General features: G+C 71.3%; 15 protein-coding genes. 12 read left to right on the top strand and 3 right to left on the bottom strand.

Features of this window, described 5'->3' with window-relative positions; genetic code table 11:
* Positions 1 to 89: 89 nt before the first annotated feature.
* From JS521_RS37490 to JS521_RS10400, 12 genes are all read left to right on the top strand, one after another.
* On the top strand, positions 90 to 173 hold the full coding sequence (locus JS521_RS37490) for a putative leader peptide (RefSeq protein ID WP_309486338.1): 84 nt from the start codon (positions 90 to 92) through the stop codon (positions 171 to 173).
* Between the two features lie 115 nt (positions 174 to 288).
* Entirely contained in the window at positions 289 to 1,986 is a 1,698-nt protein-coding gene (locus JS521_RS10350; protein WP_205082421.1) for a nitrite/sulfite reductase, read from the top strand.
* Entirely contained in the window at positions 1,983 to 2,162 is a 180-nt protein-coding gene (locus JS521_RS10355) for a hypothetical protein (protein ID WP_010059284.1), read from the top strand. The genes JS521_RS10350 and JS521_RS10355 overlap by 4 nt, the downstream gene beginning before the upstream one ends.
* Entirely contained in the window at positions 2,159 to 2,875 is a 717-nt protein-coding gene (locus JS521_RS10360; RefSeq protein WP_205082422.1) for a phosphoadenylyl-sulfate reductase, read from the top strand. Before JS521_RS10355 ends, JS521_RS10360 begins: the two co-directional genes overlap by 4 nt.
* Positions 2,876 to 2,898: 23 nt before the next feature.
* Complete coding sequence (gene cysC / locus JS521_RS10365; protein WP_030585060.1) at positions 2,899 to 3,444, top strand: adenylyl-sulfate kinase; 546 nt, start codon at positions 2,899 to 2,901, stop codon at positions 3,442 to 3,444.
* Positions 3,441 to 4,379 carry a sulfate adenylyltransferase subunit CysD gene (gene cysD, locus JS521_RS10370; protein WP_205082423.1) on the top strand — a complete coding sequence of 313 codons (939 nt, stop codon included), beginning with the start codon at positions 3,441 to 3,443 and terminating at the stop codon, positions 4,377 to 4,379. The genes cysC and cysD overlap by 4 nt, the downstream gene beginning before the upstream one ends.
* 1 nt (position 4,380) lies before the next feature.
* The gene (locus JS521_RS10375) at positions 4,381 to 5,718 is read left to right on the top strand and encodes a sulfate adenylyltransferase subunit 1 (RefSeq protein ID WP_205082424.1); all 1,338 of its coding nucleotides are present in this window, start codon (positions 4,381 to 4,383) and stop codon (positions 5,716 to 5,718) included.
* Between the two features lie 231 nt (positions 5,719 to 5,949).
* On the top strand, positions 5,950 to 7,062 hold the full coding sequence (locus JS521_RS10380) for an aliphatic sulfonate ABC transporter substrate-binding protein (protein ID WP_205082425.1): 1,113 nt from the start codon (positions 5,950 to 5,952) through the stop codon (positions 7,060 to 7,062).
* 47 nt (positions 7,063 to 7,109) lie between these two features.
* Complete coding sequence (locus JS521_RS10385; RefSeq protein ID WP_205082426.1) at positions 7,110 to 7,901, top strand: ABC transporter ATP-binding protein; 792 nt, start codon at positions 7,110 to 7,112, stop codon at positions 7,899 to 7,901.
* The gene (locus JS521_RS10390; RefSeq protein WP_205082427.1) at positions 7,888 to 8,814 is read left to right on the top strand and encodes an ABC transporter permease; all 927 of its coding nucleotides are present in this window, start codon (positions 7,888 to 7,890) and stop codon (positions 8,812 to 8,814) included. The genes JS521_RS10385 and JS521_RS10390 overlap by 14 nt, the downstream gene beginning before the upstream one ends.
* 8 nt (positions 8,815 to 8,822) lie before the next feature.
* Positions 8,823 to 9,575 (top strand): sirohydrochlorin chelatase, encoded by a 753-nt coding sequence (locus JS521_RS10395; protein ID WP_191861697.1) that lies wholly within the window; start codon positions 8,823 to 8,825, stop codon positions 9,573 to 9,575.
* A gap of 132 nt (positions 9,576 to 9,707) precedes the next feature.
* Positions 9,708 to 10,646 (top strand): class I SAM-dependent methyltransferase, encoded by a 939-nt coding sequence (locus JS521_RS10400; RefSeq protein WP_205082428.1) that lies wholly within the window; start codon positions 9,708 to 9,710, stop codon positions 10,644 to 10,646.
* Here JS521_RS10400 and JS521_RS10405 read toward each other — a convergent pair.
* Genes JS521_RS10405 through JS521_RS10415 form a run of 3 tightly spaced genes read right to left on the bottom strand, consistent with a single transcriptional unit; the run spans position 10,549 to position 13,532 of the window.
* Entirely contained in the window at positions 10,549 to 11,400 is an 852-nt protein-coding gene (locus JS521_RS10405; protein ID WP_205082429.1) for an ABC transporter ATP-binding protein, read from the bottom strand. The two genes, JS521_RS10400 and JS521_RS10405, sit on opposite strands and share 98 nt — an antisense overlap.
* Before the next feature lie 3 nt (positions 11,401 to 11,403).
* A complete protein-coding gene (locus JS521_RS10410; protein WP_205082430.1) occupies positions 11,404 to 12,504 on the bottom strand; it encodes a FecCD family ABC transporter permease in 1,101 nt (366 codons plus the stop codon).
* Positions 12,505 to 12,506: 2 nt separating this feature from the next.
* Positions 12,507 to 13,532 carry a FecCD family ABC transporter permease gene (locus tag JS521_RS10415; protein ID WP_205082436.1) on the bottom strand — a complete coding sequence of 342 codons (1,026 nt, stop codon included), beginning with the start codon at positions 13,530 to 13,532 and terminating at the stop codon, positions 12,507 to 12,509.
* Between the last annotated feature and the right edge of the window lie 29 nt (positions 13,533 to 13,561).

Consider the following 13,561-nt stretch of genomic DNA (forward strand, 5'->3'; position numbering starts at 1 on the left):
GCGCCACATCGTCCCATCTTTCGAGACTCAGCCGTCCACATAGCGGATAGTGGTGGACTGCCCCGAGATGCGCGTGACACGCTTCCGTCATGTCTGGAACTGGAATTGCCTTGGTGAGTCGACGCCACGTCGACCTCGGCCGCATGTCCAGCGCCATCTGTCCGGCGAGCTGACAGCACCAGCACCGCCGCATCTCTCTTACCTCTGATCCGCCCCGCGCACCGCCGCGCCTCAGCGCGAGTGCGCCGCTCAGAGCCGCCCTCCCGCAGTCCCGAAGGACGTATTGCCATGGCCGCTACCCCGGAACAGCCTGCGACCGCCACGCCCCGCCGCAAGGCCGGACGCCACCGTGGTGAAGGTCAGTGGGCCGTGGGCCACCACACGCCCCTCAATGGGAACGAGCAGTTCAAGAAGGACGACGACGGTCTCAACGTGCGGACACGTATTGAGACGATCTACTCCAAGCGCGGTTTCGACTCCATCGACCCGAACGACCTGCGCGGACGCATGCGCTGGTGGGGTCTTTACACCCAGCGCAAGCCCGGCATCGACGGCGGCAAGACGGCCGTGCTGGAGCCGGAGGAGCTGGACGACAAGTTCTTCATGCTGCGCGTCCGGATCGACGGCGGCCGGCTGACCACGCAGCAGCTGCGGGTGATCGGTGAGATCTCCCAGGAGTTCGCGCGCGGGACCGCCGACCTCACCGACCGGCAGAACGTGCAGTACCACTGGATCCGCATCGAGGACGTGCCGGAGATCTGGCGGCGGCTGGAAGAGGTGGGCCTCTCCACCACCGAGGCCTGCGGTGACACGCCCCGCGTCATCCTCGGCTCCCCCGTCGCGGGCATCGCCGAGAACGAGATCATCGACGGCTCCCCCGCGATCGACGAGATCCAGCGCCGCTTCATCGGCAACCCCGACTTCTCCAACCTGCCCCGCAAGTTCAAGTCGGCGGTCTCCGGCTCCCCGAACCTGGACGTGGCGCACGAGATCAACGACATCGCCTTCGTCGGCGTGAACCACCCGGAGCACGGCCCCGGCTTCGACCTCTGGGTCGGCGGCGGGCTCTCCACCAACCCCAAGCTCGGGGTGCGGCTCGGCGCGTGGGTGCCGCTGGACGAGGTGCCGGACGTGTACGGCGGGGTCATCGGGATCTTCCGCGACTACGGCTACCGGCGGCTGCGCACCCGTGCCCGGCTGAAGTTCCTGGTCGCGGACTGGGGCGCGGAGAAGTTCCGTCAGATTCTCGAGGACGAGTACCTCCAGCGGAAGCTGGTCGACGGGCCCGCGCCCGAGCAGCCCGCCCAGACCTGGCGCGACCACCTCGGGGTGCACCGGCAGAAGGACGGCCGCTTCTACGTCGGCTTCGCCGCGCGGGTGGGCCGGGTCGACGGCTCCACCCTCACCAAGATCGCCGAGGTGGCCGAGGAGCACGGCTCCGGCCGGGTGCGGACCACCGCCGAGCAGAAGATGATCGTGCTGGACGTGGCCGAGGATCAGGTCGACTCCCTGGTCGCCGGCCTGGAGGCGCTGGACCTCAAGGTCACGCCGTCCCCGTTCCGGCGCGGCACGATGGCCTGCACCGGCATCGAGTTCTGCAAGCTGGCGATCGTCGAGACGAAGGCGCGCGGCGCATCGCTCATCGACGAACTGGAGCGCCGCATCCCGGAGTTCGACCACCCGATCACCATCAACATCAACGGCTGCCCGAACGCCTGCGCCCGTATCCAGGTCGCGGACATCGGTCTCAAGGGCCAGCTGATGCTGGACGAGAACGGCGAGCAGGTCGAGGGCTACCAGGTGCACCTCGGCGGCGCGCTCGGCCTGGAGGCCGGGTTCGGCCGCAAGGTCCGCGGCCTGAAGGTCACCTCCGCCGAACTGCCGGACTACGTCGAGCGGGTGCTCGGCAAGTTCCAGGAGGAGCGCGAGGACGGCGAGCGCTTCGCGACCTGGGCGGCGCGCGCCAGTGCGGAGTCGCTGTCATGAGCGAACGAGCCGCCCCGTTCTACTGCCCGTACTGCGGCGACGAGGACCTGCGCCCCAACGAGACCGGTCACGGCGCCTGGGAATGTGCTTCCTGCAACCGCGCGTTCCAGCTGAAGTTCCTGGGTCTGCTGACCCGGGGCGTGCAGCGCAACGACGGTGAAGGGGACGCGATATGACGGACACTCTGCTGAGCGGAGAGCTGACCGACGAGGAGCTCCGGGAGCTGGCCGAGCGGGCCGGACGGGAGCTGGAGGACGCCTCCGCCATCGAGATCCTGACGTGGGCGACCGACGCCTTCGGGCCGCGCTTCTGCGTCACCTCCTCGATGGAGGACGCCGTGGTCGCGCACCTGGCCTCCCGGGTGCTGCCGGGCGTGGACGTGGTCTTCCTGGACACCGGCTACCACTTCCCGGAGACCATCGGCACCCGGGACGCGGTCGACGCGGTGATGGACGTCAACGTCATCACGATCACCCCGCGCCAGACCGTCGCCGAACAGGACGCGGAGCACGGCGAGAAGCTGCACGACCGGAACCCCGACCTGTGCTGCGCGCTGCGCAAGGTCAAGCCGTTGGAGGACGGCCTGACCGCGTACGCCGCGTGGGCGACGGGGCTGCGCCGTGACGAGTCGCCGACCCGGGCGAACACCCCGGTCGTCGGCTGGGACGCCAAGCGCCGCAAGGTGAAGGTCTCCCCCATCGCCCGCTGGACCCAGGACGACGTGGACGCCTACGTCGCCGAGCACGGGGTGCTCACCAACCCGCTGCTGATGGACGGTTACGCCTCCGTCGGCTGCGCGCCCTGCACCCTCCGGGTGCTGGAGGGCGAGGACGCACGGGCCGGCCGCTGGGCCGGACGCGGTAAGACCGAATGCGGGCTGCACGGCTGATGACGACTGATCAGGAGAGTTCGATGAGCGTGACGGAGACGGGAGCCACGATCTGGCTCACCGGTCTGCCGAGCGCGGGCAAGACCACCATCGCGTACGAGCTGGCGGGCCGGCTGCGGACCGAGGGCCACAAGGTGGAGGTGCTCGACGGCGACGAGATCCGCGAGTTCCTCTCGGCGGGCCTCGGCTTCTCCCGTGAGGACCGGCACACCAACGTGGCCCGGATCGGCTTCGTCGCCGAACTGCTCGCCGCCAACGGGGTGAAGGTGCTGGTCCCCGTCATCGCCCCGTTCGCCGACAGCCGCGAGGCCGTCCGCAAGCGGCACGCCACCGAGTCCACCACCTACCTGGAGGTGCACGTCGCAACCCCCGTCGAGGTGTGCTCCGTACGCGATGTGAAGGGCCTTTACGCCAAGCAGGCGGCGGGCGAGATCAGCGGGCTCACCGGGGTCGACGACCCCTACGAGGCGCCCGAATCGCCCGACCTGCGGATCGAGTCGCACCAGCAGACCGTGCAGGAGTCAGCGGCGGCGCTCCACGCGCTGCTCACCGAGAGGGGCCTGGCGTGAGTGCCGTCACCACCACCGTGTCCGAGGACACCGCGAACCCGTACGCGCTCAGCCACCTGGACTCCCTGGAGTCCGAGGCGGTCCACATCTTCCGTGAGGTGGCGGGTGAGTTCGAGCGGCCGGTGATCCTGTTCTCCGGCGGCAAGGACTCCATCGTGATGCTGCACCTGGCGCTGAAGGCGTTCGCGCCCGCGCCGGTGCCGTTCACGCTGCTGCACGTGGACACCGGGCACAACTTCCCCGAGGTCCTCGACTACCGCGACCGCACGGTGAAGAAGCACGGGCTGCGGCTGCACGTCGCCTCCGTGCAGGAGTACATCGACGCCGGGAAGCTCCGCGAGCGCCCCGACGGCACCCGCAACCCGCTCCAGACCGTGCCGCTGACCGAGGCGATCCAGCAGCACCGCTTCGACGCGGTGTTCGGCGGCGGCCGGCGCGACGAGGAGAAGGCGCGCGCCAAGGAGCGGGTCTTCTCGCTGCGCGACGAGTTCTCGCAGTGGGATCCGCGCCGCCAGCGCCCCGAGCTGTGGCAGCTGTACAACGGCCGGCACGCCCCCGGCGAGCACGTCCGGGTCTTCCCGATCTCCAACTGGACCGAGCTGGACGTCTGGCAGTACATCGAGCGCGAGGGGATCGAGCTGCCGGAGATCTACTTCGCCCACGAGCGCGAGGTGTTCAGCCGCAACGGCATGTGGCTGACCGCCGGCCACTGGGGCGGGCCCAAGGAGCACGAGTCCACCGAGACCCGTCTCGTGCGCTACCGCACGGTCGGCGACATGTCCTGCACCGGGGCCGTCGACTCCGACGCCACCACGCTGGACGCCGTGATCACCGAGATCGCCGCCTCCCGGCTCACCGAGCGGGGCGCGACCCGCGCCGACGACAAGATGTCCGAGGCCGCGATGGAAGACCGCAAGCGCGAGGGGTATTTCTAAGATGACCACGACTACCGAGCAGTTGTCGGCCACCACCCTGCTGCGCTTCGCCACCGCCGGGTCGGTCGACGACGGCAAGTCCACCCTCGTGGGCCGTCTGCTGCACGACTCCAAGTCGGTCCTCACCGACCAGCTGGAGGCCGTCGAGCAGGCCTCGCTCAGCCGCGGGCAGGAGGCACCGGACCTGGCGCTGCTGACCGACGGGCTGCGGGCCGAACGCGAGCAGGGCATCACCATCGATGTCGCCTACCGCTACTTCGCCACCACCCGGCGGCGGTTCATCCTCGCCGACACCCCGGGCCATGTGCAGTACACCCGGAACATGGTCACCGGCGCCTCCACCGCCGAGCTGGCCGTGGTGCTGGTCGACGCCCGCAACGGGGTCGTCGAGCAGACCCGCCGGCACGCCGCCGTAGCGGCCCTGCTGCGCGTCCCGCACGTGGTGCTGGCGGTCAACAAGATGGACCTGGTCGACTACGCGGAGCCCGTGTTCGCCGCGATAGCCGAGGAGTTCACCGCGTACGCCGCGTCCCTCGGCGTCCCGGAGATCACCGCGATCCCGATCTCGGCGCTGGCCGGGGACAATGTGGTCGAGCCGTCCGCGCACATGGACTGGTACGGCGGGCCGACCGTCCTGGAGCACCTGGAGACGGTCCCGGTCAGCCATGACCTCACCGCCTGCCACGCGCGCTTCCCCGTGCAGTACGTGATCCGCCCGCAGTCCGCCGAGCACCCCGACTACCGGGGGTACGCCGGTCAGATCGCCGCCGGGGTGTTCCGGGTCGGCGAACCCGTCTCCGTGCTCCCCTCCGGGCGTACGACCACGATCACCGGCATCGACGCGCTCGGCGAGAGCGTGGACATCGCCTGGGCGCCGCAGTCGGTGACGCTCCGGCTGGCCGACGACATCGACATCTCGCGCGGCGACCTGATCGCCCCCGCCGACGACGCCCCGCCGGTCACCCAGGACGTCGAAGCGACCGTCTGCCACGTCGCCGACCAGCCGCTCTCGGTGGGCCAGCGGGTGCTGCTCAAGCACACCACCCGCACGGTGAAGGCGATCGTCAAGGACATCCCGTCCCGGCTGACCCTGGACGACCTCTCCCAGCACCCGGCCCCCGGGCAGCTGGTCGCCAACGACATCGGCCGGGTCGTCGTACGCACCGCCGAGCCGCTCGCGCTCGACTCCTACGAGGACTCCCGGCGCACCGGCTCGTTCCTGCTGATCGACCCGGCGGACGGTACGACGCTGAGCGCCGGCATGGCGGGCGCCGCGTTCGCGGCGGTCGCCGAAGCCGTCGCGCAGGCCGCCGACGACGACGCCGAGTGGGACTTCTGATGGCCACCGACTTCTTCTCCTCCTTCGCGAAGGAGGGCGGCCGCGTGGGCAGCGGCGCCCTCGGCAGCGGTCAGGGAGGCGTGGGGCGATGTGCGTGATGACGTACGCGCACCGCTCGCGCGCCCCGCACCCCCCGCACCCGTACCGCCGAAGACCTGCCGCCCTCCCGGCCGCGCCCCCCTGACCAGACAGCGGGACGCGAGTACCGGGCCAACGAGAGGAAAGCCTCCCGTGCCTGCCCCCCGTTCCACCGTTCGCCGCGGTCTCGCCGCTGCCGCCGCCCTGCCGCTGCTCGCCCTGGCGGCCACCGCCTGCGGCTACGGTTCCGAGGCGAAGGACGACGACGCCAAGACGAACGTCTCCGCCGGAGGCAAGAAGCTCTCCTCCGACACCGTGAAGATCGGGTACTTCCCGAACCTCACGCACGCCACCGCCCTGGTCGGTATCCAGGAAGGCACCATCCAGAAGGAACTGGGCGGCACCAAGGTCGAGTCGACGACCTTCAACGCGGGCCCGTCCGAGATCGAGGCGCTGAACGCCGGCTCCATCGACATCGGGTTCATCGGCCCCTCCCCCTCCATCAACGGGTTCAGCAAGTCCCAGGGCAAGGGGCTGCGGATCATCTCCGGTTCGGCCTCCGGCGGGGTGAAGCTGGTCGTCAACCCGGACAAGATCAAGACCCTGGACGACCTCAAGGGCAAGAAGATCGCCACCCCGCAGCTCGGCAACACCCAGGACGTGGCATTCCTCAACTGGATCTCCGAGAAGGGCTGGAAGGTCGACGCCCAGAGCGGCAAGGGCGACGTCTCCGTGGTCCGCTCGGACAACAAGGTGACCCCGGACGCCTACAAGTCCGGTGACCTGGACGGCGCGTGGGTGCCCGAGCCGACCGCCTCCAAGCTGGTCTCCGAGGGTGCGAAGGTGCTCCTCGACGAGAAGGACCTGTGGCCGGACAAGAAGTTCGTGATCACGAACATCATCGTGTCGCAGAAGTTCCTCGACGAGCACCCGGACGTGGTCGAGGCGGTGCTGAAGGGTTCGGTCTCCACCAACAAGTGGATCAACGCCAACCCGGATGAGGCCAAGGCGTCCGCCAACAAGGCGCTGGAGACCCTGAGCGGCAAGCCGCTGCCCCAGGAGATCCTCGACCCGGCGTGGGAGTCCATCGAGATCACCGACGACCCGCTGGCCGAGACGCTCAAGACGCAGGCCGGTTACTCGGTGAAGTCCGGTCTGCTCGAGGAGCCGAACCTCCAGGGCATCTACGACCTGGGCCCGCTGAACAAGATCCTCAAGGCCGATGGCCGGCCCGAGGTCGCCGACGCCGGTCTCGGCGTCAAGTAGCCCGCCCATCCGCAGCAGGACGTAAGGAATCCCAGGAGGTGACGACCATGGAGACCCCTACCCTCACCAAGGCCGAGGACCGTACGACGGTCGATCACGCGGCCCGTCTCGCGCACGTCTCGAAGTCCTTCGCCGGACCCACGGGGCAGCAGCTCGTGCTGGACGACATCACCCTCGATGTCGCTCCGGGTGAGTTCGTCACCCTCCTGGGAGCGTCCGGGTGCGGAAAGTCGACGCTGCTGAATCTGGTGGCCGGACTCGACCGCCCGTCGAAGGGGTCCATCGAGACCCCCGGCGGGCGGCCGGCCCTGATGTTCCAGGAGCACGCCCTCTTCCCGTGGCTGACCGCGGGCAAGAACATCGAACTGGCCCTGCGGCTGCGCGGGGTGCCGAAATCGGAGCGCCGCACCGAGGCGGAGCGGCTGCTCGAACTGGTCCGGCTCGGCGGGGCGTACGGCAAGCGGGTGCACGAGCTGTCCGGCGGTATGCGCCAGCGCGTGGCCATGGCCCGGGCGCTCGCGCAGGACAGCCAGCTGCTGCTGATGGACGAGCCGTTCGCGGCGCTGGACGCCATCACCCGCGATGTGCTGCACGACGAGCTGACCCGGATCTGGCGGGAGACGAACGCCTCGGTCCTCTTCGTCACGCACAACGTGCGCGAGGCCGTACGGCTCGCGCAGCGCGTCGTGCTGCTGTCGTCCCGGCCGGGCCGGATCGCCCGGGAGTGGACGGTCGACATCGAGCAGCCGCGCCGCATCGAGGACACCGCCGTGGCGGAGCTGTCCGTCGAGATCACCGAAGAACTGCGTGGGGAGATCCGCCGACATGGCCAGCACTGACATCACGTCCGACCGGAAACGGCCGGACGAGGCGGCCGGACCGGTCGACAAGAAGCCCGACGACCTGGCGGGCCTGGAAGCCGGCCTCGACGCGCTCGACGCCGTACAGATCCGCCGCACCCCGGTGCGCGAGGTCCTCCTGCAGAAGGTGCTGCCGCCGGTCGTGGCGGTGGCGCTGGTCCTGGTGGTCTGGGAGCTGCTGGTCCGCGCCCAGGTCACCGAGGTGTACAAGCTGCCGCCGCCGTCCGCGGTGTGGGACAGCGCCAAGGACATGTGGCTGGCGGGCACGCTGCTGGAGGTCGTCTGGACCAGCGTGTCGCGCGGTCTGCTCGGCTTCCTGCTCGCCGTCGCCATCGGTACGCCGCTGGGTCTGCTGGTCGCCCGGGTGAAGCTGGTCCGGGCCGCGATCGGCCCGATCCTGTCCGGGCTCCAGTCGCTGCCCTCGGTGGCATGGGTGGCCCCGGCGGTGATCTGGCTCGGGCTGAACGACCAGATGATGTTCGCGGTGATCCTGCTGGGCGCGGTGCCCTCGATCGCCAACGGGCTGGTCTCCGGCGTCGACCAGGTGCCGCCGCTCTTCCTCCGGGCGGGCCGCACGCTGGGCGCGACCGGGCTGCGCGGGACCTGGCATATCGTGCTCCCGGCGGCGCTGCCCGGCTATCTGGCGGGCCTCAAGCAGGGCTGGGCGTTCTCCTGGCGCTCCCTGATGGCCGCCGAGATCATCGCCTCGTCACCCGAACTGGGCCTGGGTCTCGGGCAGTTGCTGGAAAACGGCCGCAGCAACTTCGACATGCCCGGGATCTTCCTGTCGATCCTGCTCATCCTGTTCGTCGGCATCGCCATCGACCTGCTCATCTTCAGTCCGCTGGAGCGGTGGGTGCTGCGCAGCCGCGGTCTCCTCGTCAAGAACTGAGCCCTCCCATGACGCATCCCACTCTCCTCGTCATCGCCCACGGCAGCCGCGACCCGCGGCACGCCGCGACCGTCCACGCGCTCACCGAGCGGGTCCGCACCGAGCGGCCGGGACTGCGGGTGGAGACGGCGTTCCTGGAGTTCAACGCCCCGTCGGTGCCCCGGGTGCTGGAGCGCCTGGCGGCACAGGGGGCGGACGAGGTCGTCGCCCTCCCCCTCCTGCTGACCCGGGCGTTCCACGCCAAGACCGACATCCCCTCGGTCCTGCGCGAGGCCCGCGCCCGACTGCCGAGGCTGCACATCCGGCAGGCCGACGTCCTCGGCCCGTCCCCGCTGCTCAACGCCACCCTGGAGCGGCGGCTGCGGGAGGCCGAGGTCCGTCCCGGCGACCTCCCCCGGACCGGGCTCGTCCTGGCCTCGGCGGGATCCTCAGACCCGGAGGCGATCGCAGTGATCGCTGAAATCGCGCGGGAGCTGCGGCACACCGGTTGGTGCGCCGTGCGGCCTGCGTTCGCCTCCGCACTCCTTCCCCGTACCGAGGACGTGGTACGGGAACTGCGGGCCGAGGGCGTGGAGCGGGTGGCGGTGGCCCCGTACGTCATCGCGCCCGGCCGGCTCCCGGACCGCATCGCGGCGGGCGCGGAGGTGGCCGGCGCGGACGTCCTGGCCGATGTGCTGGGCCCCGCACCGGAGTTGGCACGGCTGCTGCTGAACCGGTTCGACGAGGCGCGGGTGCCGGTGGGGGCGTCGCTGTCGGCGTGAGGGGCGGCGCGTGTCACCGGACACGCCCGGGGGCCGCGCCACCAGGGAGTGCCCGGGAAACCGGAGGCGCCGCTGCCCAGACGTCTCGTACCATCGGGCCGCACCGACCCGTCGCGTACCCCCAAGGACTCTGTGAATCGCTCCGATCTCCCCGCCAAGGCCCCCTCGCTCGCGGCCGGCATGGCCGCCACCGATCACAGCCCGGCCGACCAGCTCGTCCAGACCCGCCACCGTGCCACGCTCGTGGCGGGCTGGGACATCGCGCCCGGCTCGGCCGTTCTGGAACTGGGCTGCGGCCAGGGTGACATGACCGCTGTCCTGGCAGAGGCGGTCGGACCCGAGGGGCGCGTGGTGGCCATCGACGTGGCCGACCCCTCCTACGGGTCGCCGGTCACGCTCGGGGAGTCGGCGGCCCGGCTCGCGGCGGGTCCTCTCGGGCCCCGCATCGACTTCCGTTTCGCCACCGACGTCCTCGCCCCGTCCGTCGATTTCCCCGTCGGCGCCTTCGACCACGTGGTGCTCGCGCACTGCTCCTGGTACTTCGCCTCGCTCGGGCAACTGCGGGACACCCTGGCCCGGGTACGACGGTGGGCGCGGAAACTCTGGTTCGCCGAGTGGGACTTGACGCCCGCGTCGGGCGACCAGCTGGCGCACCTCCTCGCCGTGCTGATCCAGGGACAGATCGAGGCGGCGGGATCGCGTGGCCAGGGCAACGTGCGTACGCCCTTCTCCCGTGAGGAGTTGCTGCGGCTCCTGCCCGAGGCCGGCTGGGCGGCCGAGGGAAGCAAGCCGGTCGACACCGAAGGTCTTCAGGACGGCGACTGGGAAGTGGCCGCCTGTCTCGGCCTGGTGGGAACGGAGGAGCATCTGGCGTCGCTGCCCGAGCCGGTACGCCGGCTCGTCCTCAGCCAGGCCGACGTCCTGCGGGCCGTTGCCGTGGAGCGCGGCAACCGTCCGCTCGCCGCGTATTCGGTCACTGCTTACGCGGCCTGGACTCCTGCTCTTCCGAGTCCGAGTCCGGCTCGGGCGCGTGGTGGCGGCCGACCGGGATCACCAGCGGGGTGCGGCTGACCGGGTCCGTGGTGACCTGGCAGCGCAGCCCGAAGACGTCCTCGACCGTTTCGGCGGTGATCACGTCGGCCGGGGCGCCCTCGGCGACGATGTCGCCCTTCTTCATCGCGATGACGTGATCCGCGTACCGGCAGGCCTGGTTGAGGTCGTGCAGGACCATGACGATGGTGCGGCCCTCGCGCCGGTTCAGGTCCACGACGAGGTCCAGGACGTCGATCTGGTGGGCGAGATCGAGATACGTCGTCGGCTCGTCGAGGAGGAGGACCGGGGTGCCCTGGGCGACGGCCATGGCGATCCAGGCGCGCTGGCGCTGACCGCCGGACAGTTCGTCGACCGCGCGGTCGGCCAGGTCCGTGGTGCCGGTGGCGGCGAGCGCGTCGTGCACCGCCTGCTCGTCCGCCTTGGTCCACTGCCGCCACCACGTCTGGTGCGGGGAACGGCCCCGATTGACCAGGTCGATGACGGTGAGGCCCTCGGGGGCGACCGGCGACTGCGGGAGGATGCCGAGCTGCTGGGCCAGCTCCCGGGTGGGGATGGAGTGCAGGGCCCGGCCGTCCAGGCTGACCGCCCCGTCGCGCGGGGCGAGCAGGCGGGCCAGGGCGCGCAGCAGGGTCGACTTGCCGCAGGCGTTGGCGCCGACGATGGCGGTGATCCGGCCCGGCGGGACGGCCAGGTCGAGGCCGCTGACGACGGCCCGGTCGTCGTAGCCCAGGTGCAGGCCCTCGGCCCGCAGGTCGGGTTCGGCGGTGGACATCGGTCAGCCTCCTGAGCCCGCGCGGTTGACGCGGATGAGCAGCCAGAGCAGCACCGGGGCGCCGAGCACTCCGGTGACGATCCCGACGGGCAGTTCGGTGCCGGGGATCAGTTCGCGTGCGAGAACGTCGGACGCGAGGACGACGAGGGCGCCGGTGAGTCCGGCGGCGAGCGGCGGCGGCCAGGCGGTGCGGCACAGCCGCTGGGCGATCTGCGGGGCGGCGAGCGCCACGAAGGCCACGGGTCCGGCCGCCGCGGTGGCGAAGGCGACCAGGCCGACGCCGGTGAGCAGGACGGTGAGCCGTACGGTCTGGACGCGGGTGCCGAGCCCCTTGGCCACGTCGTCGCCGAGTTGCAGCGTACGCATGAGGCGGCCGATGAGCAGGGCGGTGGGGACCAGGACGACGAGGGCGTACGCGAGGGGCGCGGCCTGTTGCCAGTCGCGGCCGTTGAGGTTGCCGACGAGCCAGCCGAGGGCGGCCTGTGCCTGGAAGCGGCCGCCCCGGGCGAGCAGGTAGTCGGTGGCGCTGAGGCAGATCCAGGAGACGCCGATGCCGACGAGGATGATGCGGTAGCCGGTGGTACCGCGCCGCCAGGCGAGCCCGTAGACGATCAGGGCGCTGGCGAGGGCGCCGAAGAGGCCGAGTGCCTGGGTGCCGAGGCCGAAGTCCCAGCCGAGCACGATGCCCGCGACGACGGCCGTTCCGGCGCCCTGGGTGAGGCCGATCATGTCGGGGCTGGCCAGCGGGTTGCGGGTCATCGTCTGGAGGAGCGCGCCGGACATGCCGAACGCGATGCCCGCCAGCAGGCCCGTCATGGCGCGGGGCAGCCGCAGTTCCTGGACGACGAGGAGGGTGCCCGCGTCCCCGGAGCCGGTCAGCGCGCGGACGACGTCGGCGAGCGGGATCCCGTACTCACCGATGGAGACGTGCCAGCACAACGCCGCGAACACGGCGACGGCGAGACCCGCGGTGACGGTGAGCTGACGGGGGCGCAGGGTGCCGGAGAGCGGCGGGAAGGCGAGACGGAAGGGGCGGGCGGCGGCCTTGGTCTTGCCGCTGACGGTGCCGGTGTCGGCGTCGGTGATCGCTGAGTCGGTGGTCATGGTCAGATCTCCGCGAGGCGTCGTCGGCGGACCAGGGCGATGAAGAACGGTCCGCCGATGAAGGCGACGATGATCCCGGCCTGCACCTCGACGGGCCGGGCGATCACCCGGCCGAGGATGTCCGCCCCGAGCAGCAGGGCGGCGGCGAGCGCGGCCGAGAGCGCCAGCAGCCAGCGGTGGTCGGGGCCGAGTCCGGCGTACTGGGCGAGGACCCGGGCGACGTGCGGGACGACCAGGCCGATGAAGACGACGGGGCCGATCACCGCGACCGCCGCGCCGGTGAGCAGCGTGACGGCGACGACGCCCTGGAGGCGGACGAGGCCGAGCTTGCGGCCGAGGGACGCGGCCACGTCGTCGCCGAGGGCGAGGCTGTTGAGGGCGGGGGCGCTCGCCAGGGCGAGGAGGGCGCCGAGCCCGAGGAAGGGCAGGATCCGCAGCACGGTGGAGGCGTCCTGGTCGGCGAGCGAGCCGGCCGACCAGAAGCGGAAGCGGTCCAGCGCGGCCGGGTCGGTGAGGACGACGGCGCTGGTCAGCGAGGAGAGCACGGCGGTGACGGCGACTCCGGCGAGGGCGAGCTTCACCGGGGTGGACCCCGAACGCCCCATCCGCCCCAGGAGGTAGACGACGACGCTGGCCGCCATGGCCCCGGCGAAGGCGAACCAGATGTAGCCGAGCAGCGAGCCGATCCCGGCGACCCCGGCGGCGATGACGATGGCGAACGCGGCCCCGGCGCTGACGCCGAGGATGCCGGGGTCGGCCAGGGGGTTACGGGTCAGCGCCTGCATCACGCAGCCGGAGAGGCCCAGCGCTGCTCCGGCGGCCAGGCCCAGTGCCGTACGCGGGACGCGCACGGACCAGATGACGTCCTCGATCCGGGGTCCGGTCGGCTGTCCCGTCAAGGCCTTGACCACGTCGCCGGGCGGGATGCTGAGCGCCCCGAGGCCGAGCGAGAGCAGGCAGAGCAGGACCAGCAGCGGGGCGAGCCCGGCCGCGAGCAGGGAGGGACGCCATCGGGCGGGGCGGGTCACGGGGCTGGCTCCACGGTCCGGTTCCTCAC

It is taken from the genome of Streptomyces durocortorensis, from assembly GCF_016901035.1.
GTDB classification, from domain to species: Bacteria; Actinomycetota; Actinomycetes; order Streptomycetales; family Streptomycetaceae; genus Streptomyces; species Streptomyces durocortorensis.